This window comes from Nibricoccus aquaticus (assembly GCF_002310495.1).
Taxonomy (GTDB): Bacteria; Verrucomicrobiota; Verrucomicrobiia; order Opitutales; family Opitutaceae; genus Nibricoccus; species Nibricoccus aquaticus.
Genome location: NZ_CP023344.1, coordinates 1,601,191 through 1,623,476, shown reverse-complemented (window position 1 = coordinate 1,623,476; position 22,286 = coordinate 1,601,191). Strand labels below are relative to the sequence as shown.

The following is a 22,286-nucleotide window of genomic DNA, read 5'->3' as shown; positions in this document are numbered from 1 at the left end:
GCAAAAGGCCTGCCCGCCATGTTTCGCTCTCTCAGCATCGAAAAGAAAATCCTCCTCGGCGTCACGATACTCGTGGCCGGGTATCTCGCCTCCATCGGCTTCAGTTTTGTCGCCGGTATGCGCGCCGAGGCACGGCTCCAGCACGTATCCGCCGCTCAATTTCCACTCGCGATGGAGAGTCGCACCGCGCTCTTCACCTTCGACGAGGCCGCGAAGCTCTACACCGACGCCACCATGACCGGTGACGAGGAAGTGCTCGGACTTGCATCCAAGAAAAGCGATCAGGCCGTGGCTCAACTCACCCGGCTCGCCGCGTTCCAGACGGACGGTGACAATCCTTTCGCAGCGGCCGCCAAGGAAGTCGCCGCGCACCGTGTGCTCGGCAACGACACCTACCGCGCGTTTAGCACGCAGACCGATGAAACCCGTGAAAAGGTGCAGGCCCAGGCGCAGAATTTTTCCGAACTCACCACCCGCACCCGCGCACTGCTCGCGCAGGCGGCGGATGTGAGTGCCGCCCATTTGAATACGTCGCTCAACGACGTCTCCGAGACCACGCGCCGCCAGCGTTTCATGAACGCCGCCGTGTGCGCGGTCGTGATCGTGCTCGGCTTCGGCGTGATCTGGCTGATCACCCGCCGCTCTGTGACACGCCCGGTGCAGGACGCCGTGCAAGGGCTCACGGCTTCGTCCGAAAGTGTCGCCGCTGTCTCGGCCGAGATGGCCGAGTCGCTCCAGGAGGCGAGTCTCTCGCTCGACGAAGTCGCCGGTGCGGCCCAGCGCAATGGCGAGAATGTGGAGACGGCGAAAAAAGTCTCCCGCGACACGCTTGAGGCCGCGCAACAAGGCGTGGCCAGCATGGCGACGACGCAGTCCACGCTGAAAAGCGTTCACGGTGCCGCTGAGGATCTGCGTCGCGCGATGAGCGAGCAGCAGAAATCCAGTCAGGCGATTTCCACCATCATCAAGACGATCGACGAGATCGCGTTTCAGACGAACCTGCTCGCGCTCAATGCCGCCGTCGAAGCGGCGCGCGCGGGCGAAGCAGGTCTCGGTTTCGCGGTCGTGGCGAATGAAGTCCGCAGTCTCGCCGGTCGCAGCACCGAATCAGCGAAAGAAACCGCCGAGATGATCGCGACTTCGCTTGCCGTGACCAAACGCGGCGCGGAAAGCAGCGAGCGTGTTTTCTCCGGCGTGCAGGCCGTGCTGGCTGAGTCGTCGAAGGTTGAATCCAACCTCGCGGCGATCGCGGCGAAGGTGGGCGAGATGGACCGTCTCGTCGAAGAGATCAACCAGGCGTCCGCCACGCAGGCGACGGACATCCAGCGCATCAGCACGGCGGTGAACTCGCTCGATGGTTCGCGTTCGGCGGATCAGCACGAGGCGGCGGTGCAGGTGCTTCGTTCGCAAGCGGGGCAGCTCCGCGAACTGCTCGGCAGCTTGCAGCAGCTGGTCAACGGCCGTCGCGATGGGGAAACGTCGTCGCGCGCCGGTGCGAAAGCGGGCGTGCAGCAATCGCGCGTTGAAGCCGAGTCGCACGAAGTCGAGGCCCCCGCTCAGGTTTAGGCGAGGATTGTCCGTCATGCAGCGCTGCGGCGCAGCGTGGCGAAGCGATGTGGGGCCGGCTGCTTTCTCCGTCCTGCGAGTCTTTGGGCTTTTGGTGGCTTTGTGACCGTTTTGTGACGCCAGTCTGCGGTAAGATGAGCCGTAAAATAAACCAGGGCATTCCAGCCTGCTCATTATGAAATTGCGTTCACTTTTCTTTATCATGGTCGCCATCTGGCTGCATTCGCCGGCAGCGGCATCGCCAGTGCCTCTCGTCCCACCATCCGCGAGCGTGGAGATTGTTCATAGTATTACCGACACCGTGCCTGACGCTGGCACTCCATCGACACCTGCGGTGGCCGTCACGGATGCGCTTGGCATGGAGATGGAGACGGGTGCAGATGCGCGTGTCTGGATCGGTGGGACGGTGCTGGCGGTTGCATTGTCGATGGGAGCAACCTGGCTTTTTTCGCGCACCCGGATGCAGCGCTGGAATGTGCCGCAGCGTCTGGCGCTGGGCTTCGTTAGCATCCTGTCGGTGCTTTCTGGAGTCGGTTTTCTGGGGTACGAGGCGCTGCACGGGACGCTCGGTGGTTTTCGCGAGTACCGTACGGATGCCGAGCACTCGGTACTGGCTGCGGAGCTTGAAATCGGGTTTCTGGAAATGCGTGTCGCGGAGAAGGACTTTCTTGTGACGCGCGTGTCGGAGGACTTGCAGACGTTCGAGCAGGAACGGGGGCATGTCATGGCGTTGCTGGCGCGGGCAAAGAGGGAAATCGCCGAGCCGGACCGGGCTGAATTGGTGGCAGCAATCGAGCGTCATATTCTTGAATACTCCGACGCATTTACGCGAGCGGCAAAGACGGGTGGCGGGGCCGAACTCGCTGCGCTGAGCAAGCAGATGGGGGCGTTTGGAGCCTTGCTCGATCAGGAGTTTAAGAAAATCGAGCACGACATCGTCGCGGATCAGGTGGCGGCCGGCGCGCGGATCAGCCGGGAGGTGCAGCAGGCGCAGACGGCGATCGTCTGCGTGGGGCTGGCGGCGGTGGTTTTGGGGCTTTTTCTGGCGTGGATCATAAGTCGTTCAATTGTGGGACCGCTGCGCGAGATCGCGTCGACGATCTCGTTGGGCGCTGATGAAACCGTGGCCGCTTCGGGTTTGGTTTCGGCCTCCAGTCAAGCGCTGGCGGAGGGCGCGAGCGAGCAGGCCGCGTCGCTCGAAGAAAGCAGCGCGTCGATCGAGGAGCTTTCGAGCATGACCAAACGAAATGCGGTCAACGCCCAGGAAGCAAAGGGCGCGGCCACGCGGACGCGCGCGTCTGCTGACGAAGGAGAGCTGCAGATGAAGGCGATGCAGGACTCGATCGGTGCGATCAATTCGGCGAGTCAGGACATCACCAAGATTCTCAAGACGATCGACGAGATTGCGTTTCAGACCAATATTCTGGCGCTCAACGCCGCGGTCGAGGCGGCTCGCGCCGGCGAGGCTGGAGCGGGGTTCGCGGTAGTTGCCGACGAAGTGCGTGCACTGGCGCAACGGTCGGCGGTCGCGGCCAGGGAAACGGCCGAAAAGATCGGCGATTCGGTTGAGAAAAGCCGTGTCGGGGTGCGCGTGAGCGCGGAGGTCGCCAGCACCTTCGCCACGATCCAGAAAAACATCGTCTCTTTCGATTTGCTGGCGTCGGAAATCGCCAGCGCGTCGGGGGAGCAGTCGCAAGGAATCGATCAGATCAACGTCGCGATTTCGCAGATCGATCAAGTGACGCAGACCAACGCGTCGGCGGCCGAAGAGACGGCCAGCGCATCGGAAGAGCTCAACGCGCAGGCTATCTCGTTGAAGCACGCGGTCGAGCAGGTGAACGTGCTGGTGGGTGTGAAGACGCAGACGGCTCTGGGCGGCGCAGACGCACCGAGTCGCATCGGGCGTGGTAAGCCGGGCGCGGAAAAAACGTCGCGCAAGGACGTGCTGGTCGCCGCCTGAAGCGGTGTTGCGTTCCGAAACCGGCTGTCAAGATGACGACAGGCGGGTTTCGGAGGCGGTACGGGTCCGGTTATTTCCCGTGAACCGTATCCAGATCTGAATGCGCACGCAGCCAGAGGCATGTGCGCTTGCGTGTGAAAACGGGGGGCGCGCGATCGAGGCGCCTGCATCCGGGCAACGCGGCCGCCGCGGGCGGGCGTTTCCCGACGCTGCGCGTCAGAGCGAGAATTGTTCGCTGCGGTCGGGAAGCTTCATGGTCACTTCGCCGTTGGAGACTTTGAGGTGGACGGTGCGGTTGACGTTTCCGCCGAGGTCCTGGCCGGCGATGGGGTAGCCGGCGGTTTTTAGATATTGAAGGACGGCGCCGCAGTTGCGCGCACCGATTTTGAAAGGGTCGGCGCCGTTGAGCACGCTGGCTCCGCCGGCGAGAAAGATGCGGAGGCGGCTCATATCGGCTCGCACGCCGATGAGCGATTTGAAGAGCAGCGGCAGACCGGTGTTGGCGAACATCGCGGGTTGCTTGGAGGCTTTATCGGGCGAGATCGTCGAGTCGGGCAGCATCAAGTGGAGGATGCCCCCGGCGTGGGCGACGGGATCGTAGGCGATGACGCCGACGCAGGAGCCAAGCGCATAGGTCGAGAGCGTGACCATGTCGTTATTGGAAACGGCCATGTCGCCGACGCCGATGACGACGCGTTGGGCAAAAAGAGCAGAGACGGTAGGTGCGCCGGCCATGGTGTTAACGCAGGTCGGGTCCGCCGTGGGGATGTTCGCGGCGGCGGTGGAAATTGAGGTGACGCATGGAGAGCGCCGCAGGTCATGGGGCGGCTGTTGTTAAATACGGCTCTGCGTTCTCAAACTTGAGATGCGCCGGAGGTAATTTATGCGCGGAAAACTACCCAGTTTTGAGAAAGGTGCTGGGCTGTCGGGGTGCGAACGCGGGAGCGGAATTATGGCGCGATTCCGAAGGCGTGCGATGCGCGTCATCGCGGCGTAAAGGCGCTCCTACAAGTCGGGCGGCGGGAGAGCGGAGCGGGCGGATCGCGTGCGCTTACGAATAAACCAGCAGGCGCTGGCTGATGGGATCGACCAGGTTGTGGTTCTGGATCTTAGTGATCATCGCGGGGCTGAGCGTCTGGCCTTCGCTGACGAGCAACATGCCGTGCGGGCTGTAGAGGCCATTGGCGAGCGTCATGCCTGCCTGGAGTTCATCGAGGAGGATTTCCTTCACCTGGCGTGGGAGCTGGATGAGGTGCGTAACTTTCAGGAAAAGGCGGACGGCCTCGGGGTCGAGCGCGCGGCCGGACTCGGTCATGATCGCTTCGATGGCGAGATCCTTGGGAAGGCCGCATTCGACGAACCAGACGGCGACGGCGAGGCAGCGGGCGGTCCAGGGAATGGACTGCGCGGAGAGACCGTCGGGATAACCTTTGCCGTCCCAGCGTTCGTGATGGCCTCGGATCGTCTCGCCGAGGGCGGGGCGGCTGTCGATGTAGGAGGCGAGCGTCTGGCTGTAGATCGGGTGGCTGTGGAGCGTGTTGAGGTCGCGCTCGTTGAGCTTGTCGGGATTTTGCCGGAAGGTGCGGAGGAGTTCGCGCGGGACGCCGATGAGGCCGAGGTCGCTGAGCCAGGCGGCGGAGCGGAGGATGTGTTTTTCCTCGGTGGTGAAGTGCTCGGTCTCGCTCATCTTGCGGGCGATCTCGACGAGGGTTTTGGCCTGGCCGCTGAGGAGTGGATCGTAGGTGGCGAGGATGCGGAAGCAGAGATCGAGCGAGTGCTCGTAACTGGTGGCGAGTTCGCGGTTGGCCTTGTCGAGGTCGAGCTTCTGCGACTCGAGCGTTTTCACCTGCTCGCCGAGGGCGGCGTTGGCGATGGTGAGCTGCTGGTTGAGGCGCTGGCTTTCGGCGGTGAGGCGCTCGTTCTGGACGATGAGTTCGTAGCGGTTTATCGCGTTCTTGACCGTGGTGGTGAGCTCCTCGCGTAGCCAAGGTTTGGCGACGAAGCGGAAAATTTCACCCTTGTTGATCGCATCGACGATGGTCGGTAGCGAGAGGACGGCGGTGATGAGGATGCGCGAGCAGAGGGGGCGGAGTTTTTTACTTTCGATGAGGAAATCGAGGCCCATCATCTCGGGCATGCGCTGGTCGGAGATGATGACGGCGAACTCGCGCTCGCGGAGAATTTCGAGGGCCTTGCGCGCGCTGGTCGTGGCGACGACGTGGTATTTTTCACGTTCGAGCGTTTCCTTCAATGCGCCGAGCACGATGGGTTCGTCATCGACGATGAGCAGGGACGGCGTGGGAAGAGGGGCGGCGCTGTTTGGCGTCATGATGAAATCGGGAGTGAAAAGGGCCGCGAGAAGGCGCGATTCAGCAATGCGGCCCGAGGGGCGCAGGTCAACCCGTGTTAGCGCGGGAGGCGCGCTGTATGCGGTTTGCGCTACGGAGGCGCTGGCGGCTCACGCGGGGATTTGCGCGGGCTGCGTGCCGCCGTTGTGCGCGGAGGGCGCGGTGGCGACGGCCTGTGTGATGAAGTCCGCCATGTGATCGAGCGGGAGCTGGCGTTGAGCACCGCCGTTTTCCCACGCGACTTTCGGCATGCCGTAGACGACGCTGGTGGCCTCGTCTTGCGCGAAGGTGATGGCGCCTTTTTCACGGATACGCAGAAGGCCTTCGGCACCGTCTTTGCCCATGCCGGTGAGAATGCCGCCGATGGCGTATGGCCCGGCGAGGTCGGCGGCAGATTTGAAAAGGAGATCCACGGCGGGGCGCTGATGCCAGACCATCGGTCCATCGGAGAGGCGGACGCGGTAGCCGTCGCCCGCCCACTGGAGCATCATGTGGTGATTGCCGGGGGCGACGAGCGCGAGACCGGAAGTGAGTTTGTCGCCATCGACTGCTTCGCGAACTTCGAAGGCGCAGATGGTGTTGAGGCGGTCGGCGAAGGCTTTGGAAAAATGCGCAGGGATGTGCTGCACGATCGCGATGCCGGGAAGATCGCCGGGGAGCGCGGTGAGGACTTCGCGCAGGGCTTCGGTGCCACCGGTGGAGGCTCCGAGGAGGATGAGGCGGCGCGGGTGATGCAGGCCGGCGCGCACCGGCGGGCGAACGGGCACGCGGGCCGGAGGTGCGGGCCGGTAGGTGGGGGCGGCGCGCGGGCCGGTCACCGGCATGGGCGGCCGGGTCTGTAGTGGGACGGCGGATGCCGGAGCAGGGCGCGGAGGGACGGGCGTCAGCGGCGCATCGGCGGGTGGCGTGGAGGGCGGTTTCTTAAAGGGAGTGCGGGTCGGCGCGGGCTTGCGGAGGCGGGCGCAGGCGGCGGCTTTGATTTTTGAAATGAGCTGCGGGCCGAGGTCACCGAAGGAGTAGGAGCCGCCGGGTTTGCCGAGCACATCGACGGCGCCGATGCGGAGCGCTTCCATGGCGTGGTGCGAGCCGGCTTTCGAGAGCGAGCTCATGATGATCACCGGGAGCGGGCGCTCCTCCATGATGATCTTCAGGAAGGTGAGGCCATCCATGCGCGGCATCTCGATGTCGAGCGTGAGGACGTCGGGCTTGAGCTGCACGATCTTGTCGCGCGCGATGTAGGGGTCGATCGCGGTGCCGACGACCTCGATCTCGGGATCGTTGGCGAGCGCCTCGCTGACGACTTTGCGGATGACGGCGGAGTCGTCGATGATGAGGACGCGGATTTTGCGCAGGCTCATGAGAATAGTCGTCGGGAGGAAAGGGGAGGGCGTCGGCTCAAGATTTGAGCGGACGGCGGTAGATCGCGGGTTTGACCGTTTCCAGAGTGTGTTTCACGCCGCTGAGACTTTCGGAGTGGCCGACGAAAAGATAGCCGCCCGGCACGAGTTGACGCGTGAGTCGCGCAACGAGTTCTTCCTGCGTGGCGCGGTCGAAGTAGATCATGACGTTGCGGCAGAAGATGAGCTGGAACGGCTCGTTGAAGGGAGGCGTGCCTTCGAGGAGGTTGAGCTGGCGGAAGGTCACGCATTCCTGCACGTGCGGTTTCACGCGGTAGTTTCCATCCTGCGGCCCGAAGCCTTTTTGGAAATGCGTGCGAATCACAGAGGGCGAGGCTTTCGAGACGGCGTCTTCGCGGTACACGCCGACACGGGCCTTCTGGAGGATCTTGTGGGAAATGTCGGTGGCTTCGATACGCCACGGCCAGGTCGAGCGGGTGCCGAAATATTCGAGAAGCGCTATGGCGATGGAGTAGGGCTCCTCGCCGGAGGAGGAGGCGGCGCTCCAGACGTTAAACGACGGCCATTTCGCTGTGGCGCGACGCGCTTCCATCTCGGGAACGAGCGTCTTCGTCATGAAATCGAAGTGCTGCGGCTCGCGGAAGAAGAACGTGTGGTTCGTAGAGATCGCATCGATTAAGTGGGCGAGTTCGTCGCCGCTCTCCTTTTGCTGGAGGAAGCGGCAATAGTCGCTGATCGAGGTGATATTGGTCGCGCGTAGGCGCTTGCCGAGACGCGCGGAGACAAGCTCGCGTTTGTCCGGGCCGAGGTTGATGCGGCTGTGGCTATAAACCAGGTCGCGGATAAAATCGTAGTCGCTGTCCCTCATCATACGGGGTGGTTAAATGAAGAAATCTATCGGCGCGTTCAGCCGGGAATGTAGATGCCTTTACGGCGAAATGCGGTGGGCCGGCCAACTCACGACTCAGGCGGCCGGGGAGGGCAGGCAAATTTTGCCGTCATTGCTCAGCGCTATCTGGGGTGTTCGCCCGGGTCGTCTAGGGTGAAACGCCTAGAAATTTTTAACTCGTTGGTTTTAATTAGCCTATAGCTCTAAAAAACCGGCTGGCACCGCCGTTGCTAAATGTCGGGGCAATGATCGATCCGATTTTCCAGTCCGATAACTACCTGCTCGCGCGGAAGCTCTTGGATGGTGCCGTGCTGCGCCAGGAAGCGATCGCCTCGAACATCGCCAACGCCGAAACCCCCGGCTACCGCCGCCTCGACGTCGCCGCCGACTTCGCATCCCAGCTTCGCTCCAAACTCGAATCCGGCACGCTCGCGCAGAACAAAGACTCACTCGCTCCGTCGCTCATCGAAGATCCGCACGCCCGCACACTGCGCCCCGACGGCAATACCGTCGAAATCGAAAAAGAGCTCCTTGAGATGAATCGGAACACCGTCGAGCACGACTTCCTCACCGAACTAGTCAGCCGGAACATCAAGCAGATGAAAATGGCCATTAGCGGCCGCATGGTCTGAACGCAGTCTGCTAACCATCACCAACTTTTAACCCCGCGTTTTCATGAACATTCTTTCCGGCATCGACGTCACCGCTGGCGCGCTCAACGCGCAGAAAACCCGCCTCGACATCGTCGCGCAAAACATCGCCAACGCTCAGACCACCCGCGGTCCCGACGGTCTCCCTTACCAGCGCAAAACCGTCTCTTTCGAAACCGAACTCCTCCGCAACACCAAGGCCGGCGGTGCCTCCCTCCAGAGCGTGCATGTGGGCAAAATCTCCCCTGACACCACCCCCGGCGCGCGTGTTTACGATCCTTCTCATCCCGACGCGCAGAAGGACGGCTTCGTGAACATGCCCAACGTCAACATGGCCTTCGAAATGGTTGATCTCATGTCCGCCTCCCGGGCCTACGAAGCCAATCTTTCCGTCGTCAAAAACTCCCGCCAGATGGCCCTGAAAGCCATGGAGATTGGCAAGTAAGTTAGCCCCGCCGCCTCTCACACCGTCGCTTACGCCGCACGTTCTTAACGCCCCTCTTCGCCACCACCCGTTATGTCGCTCATCGGCTCAATCAACACCCTCCAGACCCCGCTGCTCAACAAGCTCCCCGGGCTCACGCCGAACGACTCCCCCACCGGCCCGGTCAAACTTCCCGGCATCGCGCTTCCCTCGGGCGATGTCTCCGCCACGCAGCCCGGCGGCTTCGGCAGCGTTTTCGAGAACCTCGTCTCCGCAGTGGATGGTAAACAGAAGGAGGCTCAGGCCGTCACCCGCGACGTCCTCCTCGGCAACACCGACAACCTCCACCAGTCGATGATCGCGATGCAGGAAGCCGGCGTCGCCTTCCAGCTCATGGTCGAGGTCCGCAACAAAGTCGTTGAGTCCTATCAGGAGCTCATGCGCATGCCGGTCTGATCCGCGCCACTCACTTTTCTCCGCCCCATTTTCAGCTCCGTCGCTAGTATCCGATGAAAAACTTCACCCAATCTCTCGTCACTCTCTGGAAAGAGCTCGGCCTCAACCAGCGCGTTTCGATCATCATCTCTGCCCTCGTCGTGACGATCGGCCTTGTGGCCCTCGTCATGTGGTCGCGCCGTCCCGACCTCCAGCTCCTCTACGGACGTCTCTCGGAAAAAGATGCCGCCGCCATCGTGAGCCAGCTCCAGGCGCAGAACATCCCGCACAAAGTCACCAACGGCGGCGCCACCGTTTATGTGCCCGCCGACCAGGTTTACCGCCTCCGCATGGAGATGGCCGCCAAGGGCGTTCCTTCCGGCGACGGCGTCGGTTTCGAGATTTTCGACAAGGGCCAGTTCGGTCTCTCCGACTTCGTGCAGCGCACCAACTACCTTCGCGCCCTCCAGGGCGAGCTCGCCCGCACCATCTCCCAACTCGAAGGCGTCCGCTCCGCCCGCGTCATGATCGTGCAGCCGGAAAACCGCCTGCTCCTCACCGATCAGAACATCAAGCCCACCGCCTCTGTCTTCGTCGAACTCGCCTCCAGCCGCCTCGATGTTGATGCCGTTAACTCCATCCGCCACCTCGTCGCCAACGCCGTTCAAGGCCTCCAGGCCGACGCTGTCGCCGTCGTTGATCACCGCGGACGCGTGCTCTCCGAAGATCTCAAGCAAGACCCCACGCTCGGCACTGCCTCCAGCCAGATGCGCTACCGCCAGCAGGTCGAAGAGTATTTCTCCAAAAAGATCGAAAGCATGCTGATCCCCGTCCTCGGCTCCAACAACGCCATCGTCCGCGTCTCCGCCGAAATCGATTCTGAAGCCAGCACCGTGATGCAGGAAAAATACGATCCCGAGGGCCAGGTCGTCCGCTCACAGACCGTCAGCGAAGATCTCACCAACTCCACCGAGGCCCGCAACGGCGGCACCGTCGGCATCACCGCCAACACTCCCGACCGCGATCCTGCCGCCGCGGCCGCTGCGCAACCGCCCTCTGCCGTCTCCGAGTCCAACCGCAAAAACCGCACCACCACCTTCGAGATCGGCCGCAGCGTGACCAACGTCACCCGCCAGCCTGGCACCGTCCGCAACCTCACCGCCTCCGTATTCATCGCCGAGCGCGGCGTCGCCGCCGACGGCAAACCGATGAAGCGCACCCCCGAAGAACTTCAATCCCTCCGCCAGATCGTCATCAACGCCCTCGGCCTCAAAGCCTCGCCCGGCGTATCCGTAGACTCACTCGTCACACTCGAAGAGATCGCCTTCCAGACCGAGCCAATCGCTCAACAGATTCAGCAGATCCAGACCGAGACCCGCGTCCAGGGTTGGATCGAAACCGCCAGCCGCTACGTCGCGGTCTTCATCGCTGCCGCCGTCCTCTTCATCTTCTGGAAGACGCTCAAGAAGCAAAAATTCGAGGTCGTCCCCATGGAGCTGCTCTCCGCTCCACCTGACGCCGCGCAACGCGCTCTCCAGAATAACGGCGTCCTCACGCCTGAACTTCTCACCGAGCTCATCCGCCAGAAACCCGCCAACATCGGCACCGCTTTGCGCGACTGGGTCGCCGTGAAGAAGGGCTGATCTCCGCCGCACGCTAACGGTTCTTAACCCACTCGTTTTCCTCCTTCGATTCTCGCTCCCCCCATGGCCGCCGATCCCGATTTCACAAAGCTCACCCGCCAGCAAAAGCTCGCGATCTTCCTCATCGTGCTCGGCCCCGAGCCCGCCGCCGAGATCATGCGCCACCTCGACGACACGGACATCGAACTCGTCTGCCGCGAGATGTCCCAGTACACGATGATCTCCGACGCCCTGCGCTCGAAGGTGCTCGAAGAATTTTCCCCGCTCATCGGCGAAAGCATCGCCGCCACCATGGGCGGTCTCGACTACGCCCGCCGCGCTCTCGAAATCGCCCGCGGCGACTACAAAGCCGGCTCCATCATCGGCCGCCTCGGCCCCGCCGGCACCGCGGTCGAAGTCATCAAAGACATCTCCGAGATGGAGGGCCGCCAGATCTACAACCTCGTGAAAAACGAGCAGCCCCAGACGATCTCCTTCGTCCTCTCCTATCTCGACGGCGCGAAGTCCGCGGAAATTTTTGCCCTCCTCAGCCCCGACCTCCGTGAAGAAGTCATCGAACGCCTCGGCACGATCGACTCCACCTCGCTCGATCTCGTCAGTAAAATCGTCCGCAACCTCGGCAAGCATTTCGATAACAAGGTCCGCCCCACGTACCACCGTTCTGGCGGCGTCCGCGCCGTCGCTGACCTTCTCAACGGCGTTGATAAGGAAATGTCGAAAAACCTCCTCGCCCGCCTCGAAGAGCGCAACGCGCACCTCGGCGCCGCCATCCGCAAGAAGATGTTCAGCTTCGAGGATCTCGGTCGTCTCCAGGGCAGCGATCTCCAGCGCATCCTCCGCGAAGTGGACTCCGCGAACCTCGCTGTCTCGATGAAATCCGCCAGCGAGCCGATCAAAGAAAAAATCTTCGGCGCCATCTCCAAACGCGCCGCCGAAAGTCTCCGCGACGAAATCGGGATGCTCGGACCAGTCCGCCTCAAGGACGTCGAAGTCGCGCAGGACGCCATCATTCAGGTCGTCCGCCGTCTCGAGGAAGAAGGCACTATCTCACTCGGTGGTGAGGGCGACAGCGCCGTGGTTGCCTGATCAAAATTTCAACCTTCGCCCACGCTTACTCCATGGCCGTTCACCACAAACTAGTCGCCTTCGACCGCCCGCTCGTCTCTGCCACCATCCCTGGCCGCTCCGCCCGGCTCTACACCGAGTCCGAGGTCGCCGCGATCCGCACTCAAGCGTATCAAGAAGGCAACGACGCCGGCCGCTCCTTTGCCGGCCAGCAGCTCGTCGAGTTTCGCACTGAGGTCCAGTCGCTCCAGGAAGGCCTCTTCCGCCGCCTCTCCACGCTCGATGTCGATGTCACCGCCCAGCTCCGCGACGCCCTCCCGCTCCTCGCCGTCGAGATCTCCCGCCGCCTTCTCGCCGACTACGAACCGCCCGCCGAACAGGTTCTCCACCTCTGCGAAGAAACGCTCAAGCAGCTCTACCCGGAGCACGAAAACCTCGAGCTCTCCATCTCCCCGCGCGATGCCGCCCTCCTCGAAACGCTCCCCGCTGACTGGAAGGGCCGCTATCCCGGCCTGAAGCTCATCGCCGACGCCATGCTCGAAACCGGCGACTGCCAGGTCCGCTCCCGCTTCGGCCTCACCGATGCTCGCCGCCAGTCCAAACTCGACGCCCTTTCCCGCGAACTCCTCAGCGCATAATTTCACGTGGCTGCTAATCCCATGACCTCCGTCACCCCCATGATCGACGCCCTCCGCTCCCAAGTGCGGAGCCTGCCGGCCGTGCGCCGTCTCGGGCACGTCACGAGCGTCACTGGCCTGATCATCGAATCGGAAGGCCCCAACGTCGGTCTCGGCGAACTCTGCCAGCTCCGGTCCGAACGCGATAAGTTTTCCTGTCTCGCCGAAGTCGTCGGCTTCCGCGGCGAAAAAGTCCTCCTCATGCCGCTTGGCGATACCTCGGGACTCCACGCCGGTTGCGAAGTTGCCGCCGCCGATCGTCCACCGATGCCGCAAGTCGGCCCGCAGCTCATGGGCCGCGTCCTCGATGCGCTCGGCAAATCCTATGACGGTCTCGGCGTCCTCCCGACCACCCGCGCCAACGCCGCCGCCGGCAAACCGCCGCATCCTCTCCGCCGCCAGCGCATCAAGTCGCCCTTCGTCACCGGCGTCCGCGCGATCGATGCCTTCATTCCTTTCGGTCAGGGTCAGCGCCTCGGTCTCTTCGCCGGCTCCGGCGTCGGTAAGTCCACCCTCATGGGCATGATCGCCCGCGGCGCCGATGCCGACGTCGTCGTGATCGCTCTCGTGGGTGAACGTGGCCGTGAAGTCCGCGAGTTCATCGAAAAAGATCTCGGTCCCGAAGGCCTCGCCCGCTCCGTCGTCGTCGTCGCCACGTCCGACACGCCCGCGCCTCTCCGTCTCCGCGCCGCGTATACCGCGACCTCGATCGCCGAAGCCTACCGCGATCAGGGCAAAAACGTTCTCCTCCTCATGGATTCGGTCACGCGCTTCGCGATGGCCCAGCGCGAAATCGGCCTCGCCATCGGCGAACCCCCCGCGACCCGCGGTTACACGCCTTCCGTCTTCGCGCTTCTCCCGCGCCTCCTCGAACGCTCCGGGGCAGGGGAGAGCGGCGCCATCACCGCTCTCTACACCGTGCTCGTCGAAGGTGATGACATGAACGAGCCCGTCGCCGACGCCGTCCGCGGTATTCTCGACGGTCACATCGTCCTCTCCCGCGCGCTCGCCCACGCCAATCATTACCCCGCCATCGACGTCCTCGAAAGCATCAGCCGCCTCACCCGCGATGTCTGCTCGCCCGAAGAAGTCTCCATTGTCGGCCGCGCCCGCGAGCACCTCGCCGCGTATCGGAAGAACGAAGACCTCATCACCATCGGTGCCTACCAGAAGGGTTCCAACGCCTCGCTCGACCAGGCCGTCGTACTTCACGAGCCGCTCAAAAACTTCCTGCGCCAGTCCATCCATGAACGCGTCAAACGCGACGCGACCTTCTCCAGCCTCAAAAAAATCGTGCCATGAAAAAGTTCCGCTTCCCCCTCCGCTCCGTCGCCACCGTCCGCAGCATGATCGAGCTGCGCGCCCGTGAACAATTCTCCCGCGCCGTCCAGGCCAGCGTCGCCGCCGAGAAAAAACTCATCGAGCAGCGAGCCCGCGTCTCCGAGCTCGAGTCCATTCTCCGCTCCGGCCGCCTCACGCGTTTCCTCGCCGCCGATCAGGCCACCTTCATGGCCGCTCTCAAAGACGAGACCGCCATCATCACCAAATTCACCGCCGATCTGAACTCCGCCCGCCGCGAAATGGAATCCGCCCGCCAGGCCTGGCTCGAATCCCGCCGCGATGTCCGCGTCATCGAAAACCTCGAGCAAAAAGCCCGCACCGCTCATCTCCACGAGGTCGAGCGCGAGAATCAGGCCGCCATGGATGACCGCACCGGCGCCATGGTCGCCCGCGCATCCTTCAACCTCACATGAAGAAGCTGACCAACCCCATCATCCTCGTCGCCCTGGGCCTGTTTCTGGGAATAGGCACCTCCCTGTTCATGTTCATGCAGGCCGCCGCCCCGCTCGTTGCCGCCGCGAAACTCACCCGCGTCAAACCCGAGCACGCCGTCATCAAACCCGAGGCTCCGTGGGATTTCTGGACCATTGAAATCGAAAACCTCGCCGCCGAACTCAAAGACGCCAAGGCCGGCCTGAAAAAGCGCGAAGACGAAATCATCGCCCGCGAAGGCCGTTTCACCGCCGAGCGTCTCGAACTCGCCAAGCAGCGCCAGCAACTCGAAGCCCTCCGTGCCGAGATCGCGAATACGATGCTCTCCATCAAGGACGACGAGATGAAGAACATGAAGTCGCTCGCCGCGACCTACAGCAGTCTTTCTCCCAAAGCCACGCTCGCGATCTTCAAGCAGATGGATGACGCCACCGTCGTGAAGCTCCTCGCTCTCATGAAGACCGATGTCGTCAGCCCGCTCTTCGAAGAAATGGGCAAACAAGGCGCCGCCGATCCCGCCTTCGCCAAACGCGCCGCCCAGCTCTCCGAGAAACTCCGCCTCTACCAATCCACCAAAACCGCCGGCCCTTAATCGTCGCCCGAGTTTTTCTACCGCTCTTTTTCTTCAACACAGTCAGCGCCCTCGCCCCATGGATGGAGCGGGTAACCTCAGCCCAAGGACGGGTTATGCTCGATGCCATCCACCATCTCTTTCCTGCCTGCTCCCGCGCCCGCCTCTTCCGCGCCCGCGAATCCCTCTTCGGCCCAGTCATCCAACGACTCTGGCGCCTCCTTTGATTCTGCTCTGAATCAAGCCTCTCCGTCCTCCGGCAAATCCGGCCCGCGCAACTCCGTCACCGGCTCCGTCCGCGCCGCCGTTGCCGCTGAAAAAGCCGCTCAAGCCGCCCTCGCCGAAGCCGCAGCCAAAGCCGCGAAAGAAGCCAAGCCCGGCGACCAGACCAGCACCGCCACCGACAAAGACGTCCTCAACCCCGAGGAACTCGCCGCGCTGCTCACCTTCATCGGCGCCCCCGTCGCCTTGCAGCAACCGCCGTCACCCGAAGTCCCCGCCGATTTCAGCATCGCCGGCGACACCCGCTCTCCCGACTCCGCCGACGTCCACGTCGAGTGCGATGCAAAATTTGCCGCCCCCCAGTTCACCACCGGCAAAGACCGCGAAGTCTATTTCCCTGACACGGTCCCCGCCGAGGCCGTCGGTGCCCAGGAAACTGATACCACCGCCGCCTTCACCCTCGACCCCGCGGCCACCGACGCCGGCCTCACCACCCGCGATCTCCTCCAGCAAGGCGCCGAGGTCATCGACTACCAGCTCCAGCCCGAACTCTCTCCCTCATCGCCTTCCGCCGAATCCGGCCTCGCGATCCCGGCCGACATGCTCTCCGCCGAGCAAACGCCCTTCGCTCCCACGCCCGCATCATCCGTCGCTCCCGCAGTCACCGATGCGTCCCTCGAATCCGCCACGTTCGCCCAACAATCCTCCGGCTCCGCCGCCCCGGCTCACGACGCCGCCAACCTGCGCCGCTTAGCGACCCAAAAGACCTCCTCCCGCACCGCTTCGGAAAAAATTGCCGCTTCTCTCGATTCTGGGGTGTCGCCCATCGCGTCTGGGGTGAACCCCTCAATCGGTGCGAATAAAAATAACTTTCTAAGTGTTGGTGATAAAGAGTTAGCGCGTGATATGAATCCCGTTGGCACGGACGCTGCAAACTGGGGGGATTCCATGAATCAGGATGCTCGTTCCACCCCGTTTGTCGCCCGTCTTATCGACGGAGCCTTGTCGCTCCTCGGTACGTCCGCCGCTGGCACCAAGACGATGGAGCGCCCCTCCGAAGCTGCCGCCACCAGCGCCGTCTCCTCCACGCAGGCCGCCCAGATAGTGAGCGAGATCCGCGACATCGCCGACGGCCTCTGGGCGGTCGAGCGCAACTCCGTCGAAGTCCGCTTCAATTTCAGCCAGACCGAGCGCCTGTCCGTTAAAGTCGAATACCGCGACGGCGTCGTGAAGACCACCTTCCGCACTGACTCCCCCGAACTCCGCGACACCATCGCCCGCGAGTGGCAGGTCCAGGTTGCCTCCGCCTCCGACTCGCGCCCCTACCGCGTCGCCGATCCTGTTTTCAACACCCCGCCCGCCGATGCGCGTGGCTTCTCCCTCGGCGGCGACTCCTCCCGCCAGCAACGCCAGGCCGAGCAATCCGCCAACGCCGCCGCCCACACTTTCGCCACGACCACCGGTCGCGGCCCGTCCTCGTCCACGGTTGCCGCCGCTCCGGCGACCGCCTTCGCCCGGCCCGACACGGCCCTCCACCTCCACGCCTTTGCCTGATTTAAGCTCATGAGCACTTCTGCCATTTCCGGTAACTACACCGCTACAGACGCCGCTAATACCAACGCCCGCGTCCCCCAAAAAAATCTCGGCCAGGATGACTTCCTCAAACTCATCACCGTCCAGCTCGCCAAGCAGGATCCGATGAAACCCATGGAAGACACCGCCTTCATCGCCCAGATGGCCAACTTCTCCGCCCTCGAAGCCCAGAACACTCTGGCCAAAGAAATGGGCTACCTCCGCGCCGACACCCAGATGCAGGCCGCCAGCGGCATGTTGGGCCGCGAAGTCACCGTCGCTGGCAAGGACGGCGACATCACCGGTGTCGTCGATTCCGTCTCCGCCGACGCCACCAGCGTTTATATCAACATCGGCGGTCAGAAATACGCCTTCTCTTCCGTCACCAGCGTCAAACCCGCTGCGGAAGTTCCCGCCGCCTGATCCTCTTTCAATTAACTAAAACCGCTCAGTTCTCACCCAACCGCTCCTCCTATGTCACTCATCGGCACACTCACCTCCGGCGTCTCCGCCATGCGCAGCTTCACCAAAGCCCTCGAAGTCATCGGTAACAACGTCTCCAACGTGAACACCGTCGGCTTCAAAGGCTCCACCGTCAGCTTCGCCGACAGCTTCTCCAACACCCTGCGCTCCTCCGCCCCCTCCACCGGATCCTCCTCCAATCAATCCGCCACCCAGGTCGGCACCGGCGTCCGCCTCTCCCAGATCGGCACCCGCTTCACCCAGGGCGCGCTCAGTACGACCGGACTGAATACCGACCTCGGCGTCTCCGGCAACGGCTTCTTCCTCGTCTCCAACCCCGCCGACGGCCAGGTTTTCGCCACCCGCGCCGGTAACTTCCGCGTCGATGACAACGGCTACCTCGTCACCTACCAGGGCTACCGCGTCCAGGGCGCCACCGGTGGTGTCGCCGGCACCCCGCCCGCCGCCTTCGGCGACATCCAGCTCGGCACCCCGCCCACCGGCACCGAGCTCACCTCCTTCAGCATCAGTGCTTCCGGTAACCTCACCGAGTTCTACTCCGACGGCACCTCCGTCACCACCAACCAAGTACTCCTCCAAGCCTACAGCGATCCCACCGCCCTCATTAAATCCGGCGACAACCTCTTCACCGGCTTCAGTGCCGCCGGCATCATCGGCGCCAATCCCCCCACCGCCGCAGGCAACGCCCCTGGCGGCAACGGCCTCGGCGCCATCCAGGCCGGCACCCTTGAGCTCGCCAACGTCGACCTCACCGAAGAGTTCGCCAACATGATCACCACCCAGCGCTCCTTCCAGGCCAGCTCCCGCCTCGTCACCATCTCCGACCAGGTTCTCGAAGAAATCGTCAACCTGAAGCGCTAAGATCGGCCGCCGGGAGCTGACCGCTTCGTCTCTCAACTCTCAGCCCTCAACTCTCAACTTTTCTTCCTCAAATGGCCGCAAAACCCGAAGCCGCTCCGGCAAAAGAAGCCGCCAAAGAAGCCGCGCCCGGCCCTGACGCCGCTGCCGCCAAGCCCGCCGCCAAGCCCATGGCTGCGCTTCTCCCGGTCATCGCCGTCATCGTCCTCGCCCCCGTCCTCAGCTTCGCCATCGGCCAGTTCGTGCTCATCCCTCAACTCAAAAAACAAATCGCCACCATGCCCGCCACCGCGGAAGGCGATCACGCCGCCGAGGCCGAAGCCCACGCCGAACCCGCCAAGGAAAGCGGCGGCCACGGCAAAAAAGGCGAAGCCGCCCCCTCCGGTCCAGGCAACGAATACCTGATGGAGAACATCGTCGTGAACCTCGCCGGCACCATGGGCACCCGCTACCTCAAGACTTCCTTCCTCATCAAAGGCACGGACAAAAATCTCCGCGCTACTTTCGAAGCCAAGAAGCCTGAGATCGTGGACATCAGCCTCAACGTCCTCTCCTCGCTCTCCCTCGCCGACCTTGAAGAAGCCGGCGCCAAAAACATCATCCGCGAAAAACTCATCCTCGCCTACAACCAGGCCATCGGCCGCCGCGTCGCCGAGCAGATCTACTTCGCCGACTTCGTCGTCCAATAAACCGGACCTCCCCGACGCACTCCCTTTCATCTCGTAACCGATCACCATGGCCGACGATCAAACACCCAACTTCAGCGAAGTCCTCGATCAGAGCGAAATCGACAGACTCCTCTCCGAGGCTGTTGTCGCGCCGAAGCAGCAGATCTTCCGCGCCGACGGTCGCAAGGTTGACGCGAACAACCTGCCCAAGATCGAGACCTACGACTTCCGCAACCCCGTCTTCCTCACCGAAGTCGAGCTGCGCCGCCTCCGCCTCCTCCAGGAAGACTTCATCCGCTACCTCACCGCCCGCCTCTCCCTTTTCCTCCGCATGGAGTTCGCCCTCAAAATGGCGAAGCTCACCACGCTCACGTATCAAAAATTCACGGACAGCCTGCCCAATCCGACCCACCTCTGCCTGTTCAAGGCCGAACCCCTCCTCGGTGTCGGCATCCTCGACATCAATCCGCGCCTGGCCCTCACGCTCGTCGATCGCATGCTCGGCGGCCGCGGCCACTCGGTGAAACTCGAACGCTACCTCACCGAGATCGAGGTAGCCCTCCTCGAAGACATCATCATGATCATCCTCGAAGAGTGGTGCCACCAGTGGAAACACGAGAAAGAGCTCCATCCCCAGGTCATCGGCCACGAGAACAACGGCCGCTTCCTCCAGACTTCTCCGAAAGACGCCATCATGCTCGGCCTCACCCTCGAGGCCAACTTCGGCGACTGCTCCGAACAGATCCAGATCGGCGTCCCTTACTACACCATCGAGCCCATGGTGAAAACCATGCAGGCCCGCCGCCAGAAAGACTCCGCCCCCGGCGGCATCGCCCTCAAGGCTGAGTGGAAACCCATCTACGAACACATCACCATCCCCGCCCGCGCCGAGTGGGATGCCTTCGAACTTTCCCTCCGCGAAATCACCAATCTCCGCGTCGGCGACATCATCGAGATGCCCTCCACCATCGTCGAACAGACCCGCGTCACCCTCAACGGCACGCCTAAATTCATGGGCACCGTCGGACTAGAAAGCGACCGCGTCGCCGTGAAGCTCACCAAGAAAATCGTCTCGGAAGAAACTCCGAAACCCAAAGCCTCTCCCCATGGAAGATAAGACTCTCGATCTCGTCCTTGACGTTAAAGTCAAAGTCACCGTCCAGCTCGGCTCCTGCCAGCTGCCCATGCGCGAAGTCCTCGAACTCGCGCCCGGCGCTGTCATCCAGCTCAGCCAGCACGCCAGCGACCCCGTCGGCCTCTACGTGAACGACAAACTCATCGCCTACGGTGAAGTCGTCGTCGTCGAAGACAGCTTCGGCATCAAGATCACCGAACTCGTCGGCTCCAAAGCATAACCTCCGCTCCGCGACGCAAATACCTGAACGCCAAACTTCCCAACGACCAAGAAAACCTTCAGACCCAGAGCCAACCCATCCGCACCGTTGAAAACGATCCCGCTGATCTTTGGCACTTGGAACTTGGTCCCTCTCACTTTCCGGGCGCGTAGCGCCCAAACAATTACCAGCGTCACCCGCTGGCTGCTAGTGGTAGTCGGCTGCGCCGTTTTGGCGATGGCGCAGCCGATGAGTGCAGCTCCCGAAGCTGCCCCATCCGTGGAGAAATCCCCGGAGAAACCCGCCGATAAGTCCGCCGAAAAAGCGCCCGCCGAAAAGCCCGCCTCCCCGGACCAGATCATTTACCCGCGCAACAGCGCCGAGCGCCCCGCGACCGCTCCCGCCGAAAAATCCTCCTCCATGGGCAATATGCTCATCATGCTCGCTGCCTTTGCGCTCGCCGCCGGCGGAGTCTGGGTTCTCATCCAGCGCCGCCAGTCCGGTCCGCTCTCCGCCCGCGGACAACGCAAACTCCAGATCGAGGAAACCCGTCCCCTCGGCGGACGCCAGTACCTGATCGTCGCCAACTACGACGGGAAAAAATTCCTCCTCGGCGTTACTCCGGGTCAGATCAATTTGCTCACCCCGCTCGGCGACGAACGCACTCATCCCGAGGAGAAAAAGCCATGAACGCGCTCCGTCTCCCGCGCCGCTTTCTCGCGACCCGCGTGTTCGGTGTTTTTACGCCGCTCCTCCTCGCGCTCTTCTTTTTCTTCGCCCCCGCCGCCTCTGCCCAGGCCCCGGCCGCGCCTCCGCCCTCAACCGCCCCTGCCGCCCAACAACCCTTCCGCCTGAACATCGGCCTCGAAGGCGCCAACAAGCCCGGCGATGTCGGCGTCGCCATCCAGATCGTCATCGTGATGACGCTCCTCACGCTCGCGCCGTCGATGGTCATGCTTATGACCAGCTTCACGCGCATCGTGATCGTCCTCGGCTTCGTCCGCACCGCACTCGGCGTTCCCTCCGCGCCCTCGAATCAAATCATCGTCGGCCTCTCGCTCTTCCTCACGTTCTTCCTGATGGGCCCCATCTTCGACCGCGTGAACAACGAGGCGCTCCAGCCCTACCTCGCCGGTCAGATCGCCTCAGGTGAAGCCTTCGACAAAGCCGCCGTGCCGCTGAAAGACTTCATGCTGAAGCAGACACGCACCCGCGACATCGAGTTCTTCCTCGAACTCGGCCGCTTCGGTCCCACGCCTGTAGCCGATTTGCCGATGCGCGTGATCATTCCCGCCTTCGTGATTAGCGAACTCCAGACCGCGTTTCAGATGGGATTCCTGCTCTTCCTGCCGTTCCTCGTCATCGACTTCCTTGTGTCGTCCGTGCTCATGGCGCTCGGCATGATGATGATGCCGCCGACGGTCGTCGCATTGCCCTTTAAGCTCCTGCTCTTCGTCCTCGTGGATGGCTGGCACCTCGTCGTCAAAAACCTCGTCGAATCCTTCCGTTTATGAATCCCGAAATGGCCGTGGACATCTTCAAGAACGTGATCGTTTTCGCGCTCTACATCGTGTCGCCGTTTCTCGCCGTCATGCTCTTCATGGGCCTGCTCACCAGTCTGATTCAGTCGGTCACCAGCATCCAGGAGCAGACCCTTGTCTTTGCTCCCAAGTTGATCGCCTTCGCCGTGCTCTGCATCGCCCTCGGCCCCTGGCTCCTGCGCTCGCTCAGCGAATTCGCCACCCGCACGATCAGCCAGATGAGTACGCTCGGCCACTGACGCATTTTCG

At 62.8% G+C, this 22,286-nt stretch carries 24 protein-coding genes; 20 read left to right on the top strand and 4 right to left on the bottom strand.

The genetic code is table 11. The annotated features are described in order from the left end of the window. Positions 1–18 precede the first annotated feature (18 nt). Positions 19–1,566: a methyl-accepting chemotaxis protein gene (locus CMV30_RS20645; RefSeq protein ID WP_096055314.1), complete on the top strand. Its 1,548-nt coding sequence runs from the start codon at positions 19–21 to the stop codon at positions 1,564–1,566. A gap of 175 nt (positions 1,567–1,741) precedes the next feature. Next, positions 1,742–3,526 carry a methyl-accepting chemotaxis protein gene (locus CMV30_RS19345; RefSeq protein ID WP_245844425.1) on the top strand — a complete coding sequence of 595 codons (1,785 nt, stop codon included), beginning with the start codon at positions 1,742–1,744 and terminating at the stop codon, positions 3,524–3,526. A 216-nt stretch (positions 3,527–3,742) separates the two neighbouring features. On the opposite strand, the gene CMV30_RS06785 is transcribed toward CMV30_RS19345, so the two are convergent. From CMV30_RS06785 to CMV30_RS06770, 4 genes are all read right to left on the bottom strand, one after another. Next, the gene (locus tag CMV30_RS06785; RefSeq protein ID WP_096055313.1) at positions 3,743–4,261 is read right to left on the bottom strand and encodes a chemotaxis protein CheD; all 519 of its coding nucleotides are present in this window, start codon (positions 4,259–4,261) and stop codon (positions 3,743–3,745) included. A gap of 316 nt (positions 4,262–4,577) precedes the next feature. Continuing rightward, positions 4,578–5,855, bottom strand: coding sequence for an HD domain-containing phosphohydrolase (locus tag CMV30_RS06780; protein ID WP_096055312.1), 1,278 nt, complete (start codon positions 5,853–5,855; stop codon positions 4,578–4,580). 129 nt (positions 5,856–5,984) lie between these two features. Beyond that, positions 5,985–7,232, bottom strand: coding sequence for a protein-glutamate methylesterase/protein-glutamine glutaminase (locus CMV30_RS06775; RefSeq protein WP_096055311.1), 1,248 nt, complete (start codon positions 7,230–7,232; stop codon positions 5,985–5,987). Between the two features lie 37 nt (positions 7,233–7,269). Next, positions 7,270–8,103, bottom strand: coding sequence for a CheR family methyltransferase (locus CMV30_RS06770; RefSeq protein ID WP_245844424.1), 834 nt, complete (start codon positions 8,101–8,103; stop codon positions 7,270–7,272). Positions 8,104–8,366: 263 nt separating this feature from the next. Between CMV30_RS06770 and flgB the strand changes: the two genes are divergently transcribed. The 18 genes from flgB (at position 8,367) to CMV30_RS06680 (ending at position 22,276) form a co-directional block, all read left to right on the top strand. Continuing rightward, the gene (gene flgB, locus CMV30_RS06765; RefSeq protein WP_096055310.1) at positions 8,367–8,753 is read left to right on the top strand and encodes a flagellar basal body rod protein FlgB; all 387 of its coding nucleotides are present in this window, start codon (positions 8,367–8,369) and stop codon (positions 8,751–8,753) included. A 43-nt stretch (positions 8,754–8,796) separates the two neighbouring features. Continuing rightward, positions 8,797–9,216 (top strand): flagellar basal body rod protein FlgC, encoded by a 420-nt coding sequence (gene flgC / locus CMV30_RS06760; protein ID WP_096055309.1) that lies wholly within the window; start codon positions 8,797–8,799, stop codon positions 9,214–9,216. Positions 9,217–9,288: 72 nt separating this feature from the next. Beyond that, positions 9,289–9,651 (top strand): flagellar hook-basal body complex protein FliE, encoded by a 363-nt coding sequence (gene fliE, locus CMV30_RS06755; RefSeq protein ID WP_096055308.1) that lies wholly within the window; start codon positions 9,289–9,291, stop codon positions 9,649–9,651. A gap of 53 nt (positions 9,652–9,704) precedes the next feature. Further along, a complete protein-coding gene (gene fliF / locus CMV30_RS06750) occupies positions 9,705–11,273 on the top strand; it encodes a flagellar basal-body MS-ring/collar protein FliF (RefSeq protein WP_096055307.1) in 1,569 nt (522 codons plus the stop codon). A 63-nt stretch (positions 11,274–11,336) separates the two neighbouring features. Next, the gene (fliG, locus tag CMV30_RS06745; protein ID WP_096055306.1) at positions 11,337–12,359 is read left to right on the top strand and encodes a flagellar motor switch protein FliG; all 1,023 of its coding nucleotides are present in this window, start codon (positions 11,337–11,339) and stop codon (positions 12,357–12,359) included. A 32-nt stretch (positions 12,360–12,391) separates the two neighbouring features. Then, positions 12,392–12,976, top strand: coding sequence for a FliH/SctL family protein (locus tag CMV30_RS06740; protein WP_096055305.1), 585 nt, complete (start codon positions 12,392–12,394; stop codon positions 12,974–12,976). A 21-nt stretch (positions 12,977–12,997) separates the two neighbouring features. Further along, on the top strand, positions 12,998–14,317 hold the full coding sequence (locus tag CMV30_RS06735) for a FliI/YscN family ATPase (protein ID WP_096055304.1): 1,320 nt from the start codon (positions 12,998–13,000) through the stop codon (positions 14,315–14,317). After that, positions 14,314–14,769, top strand: a complete 456-nt coding sequence (locus CMV30_RS06730; protein WP_096055303.1) for a flagellar export protein FliJ — start codon at positions 14,314–14,316, stop codon at positions 14,767–14,769. The genes CMV30_RS06735 and CMV30_RS06730 overlap by 4 nt, the downstream gene beginning before the upstream one ends. Beyond that, positions 14,766–15,380, top strand: coding sequence for a MotE family protein (locus CMV30_RS06725; RefSeq protein ID WP_096055302.1), 615 nt, complete (start codon positions 14,766–14,768; stop codon positions 15,378–15,380). Before CMV30_RS06730 ends, CMV30_RS06725 begins: the two co-directional genes overlap by 4 nt. Before the next feature lie 102 nt (positions 15,381–15,482). Beyond that, complete coding sequence (locus tag CMV30_RS06720; protein ID WP_096055301.1) at positions 15,483–17,135, top strand: hypothetical protein; 1,653 nt, start codon at positions 15,483–15,485, stop codon at positions 17,133–17,135. Between the two features lie 9 nt (positions 17,136–17,144). Further along, complete coding sequence (locus CMV30_RS06715; RefSeq protein ID WP_096055300.1) at positions 17,145–17,576, top strand: flagellar hook capping FlgD N-terminal domain-containing protein; 432 nt, start codon at positions 17,145–17,147, stop codon at positions 17,574–17,576. A 51-nt stretch (positions 17,577–17,627) separates the two neighbouring features. Continuing rightward, entirely contained in the window at positions 17,628–18,497 is an 870-nt protein-coding gene (locus tag CMV30_RS06710) for a flagellar hook-basal body protein (RefSeq protein WP_096055299.1), read from the top strand. 71 nt (positions 18,498–18,568) lie between these two features. Then, positions 18,569–19,183, top strand: a complete 615-nt coding sequence (locus tag CMV30_RS06705) for a flagellar basal body-associated FliL family protein (protein WP_096055298.1) — start codon at positions 18,569–18,571, stop codon at positions 19,181–19,183. Positions 19,184–19,229: 46 nt separating this feature from the next. Further along, a complete protein-coding gene (locus CMV30_RS06700; RefSeq protein ID WP_096055297.1) occupies positions 19,230–20,279 on the top strand; it encodes a flagellar motor switch protein FliM in 1,050 nt (349 codons plus the stop codon). Continuing rightward, complete coding sequence (gene fliN / locus CMV30_RS06695) at positions 20,269–20,517, top strand: flagellar motor switch protein FliN (RefSeq protein ID WP_096055296.1); 249 nt, start codon at positions 20,269–20,271, stop codon at positions 20,515–20,517. Before CMV30_RS06700 ends, fliN begins: the two co-directional genes overlap by 11 nt. A gap of 258 nt (positions 20,518–20,775) precedes the next feature. Next, entirely contained in the window at positions 20,776–21,186 is a 411-nt protein-coding gene (locus tag CMV30_RS06690) for a flagellar biosynthetic protein FliO (RefSeq protein ID WP_175414760.1), read from the top strand. Continuing rightward, positions 21,183–22,010, top strand: coding sequence for a flagellar type III secretion system pore protein FliP (fliP, locus tag CMV30_RS06685; protein ID WP_096055294.1), 828 nt, complete (start codon positions 21,183–21,185; stop codon positions 22,008–22,010). The genes CMV30_RS06690 and fliP overlap by 4 nt, the downstream gene beginning before the upstream one ends. Beyond that, positions 22,007–22,276 carry a flagellar biosynthetic protein FliQ gene (locus tag CMV30_RS06680; protein WP_096055293.1) on the top strand — a complete coding sequence of 90 codons (270 nt, stop codon included), beginning with the start codon at positions 22,007–22,009 and terminating at the stop codon, positions 22,274–22,276. Before fliP ends, CMV30_RS06680 begins: the two co-directional genes overlap by 4 nt. Positions 22,277–22,286 lie beyond the last annotated feature (10 nt).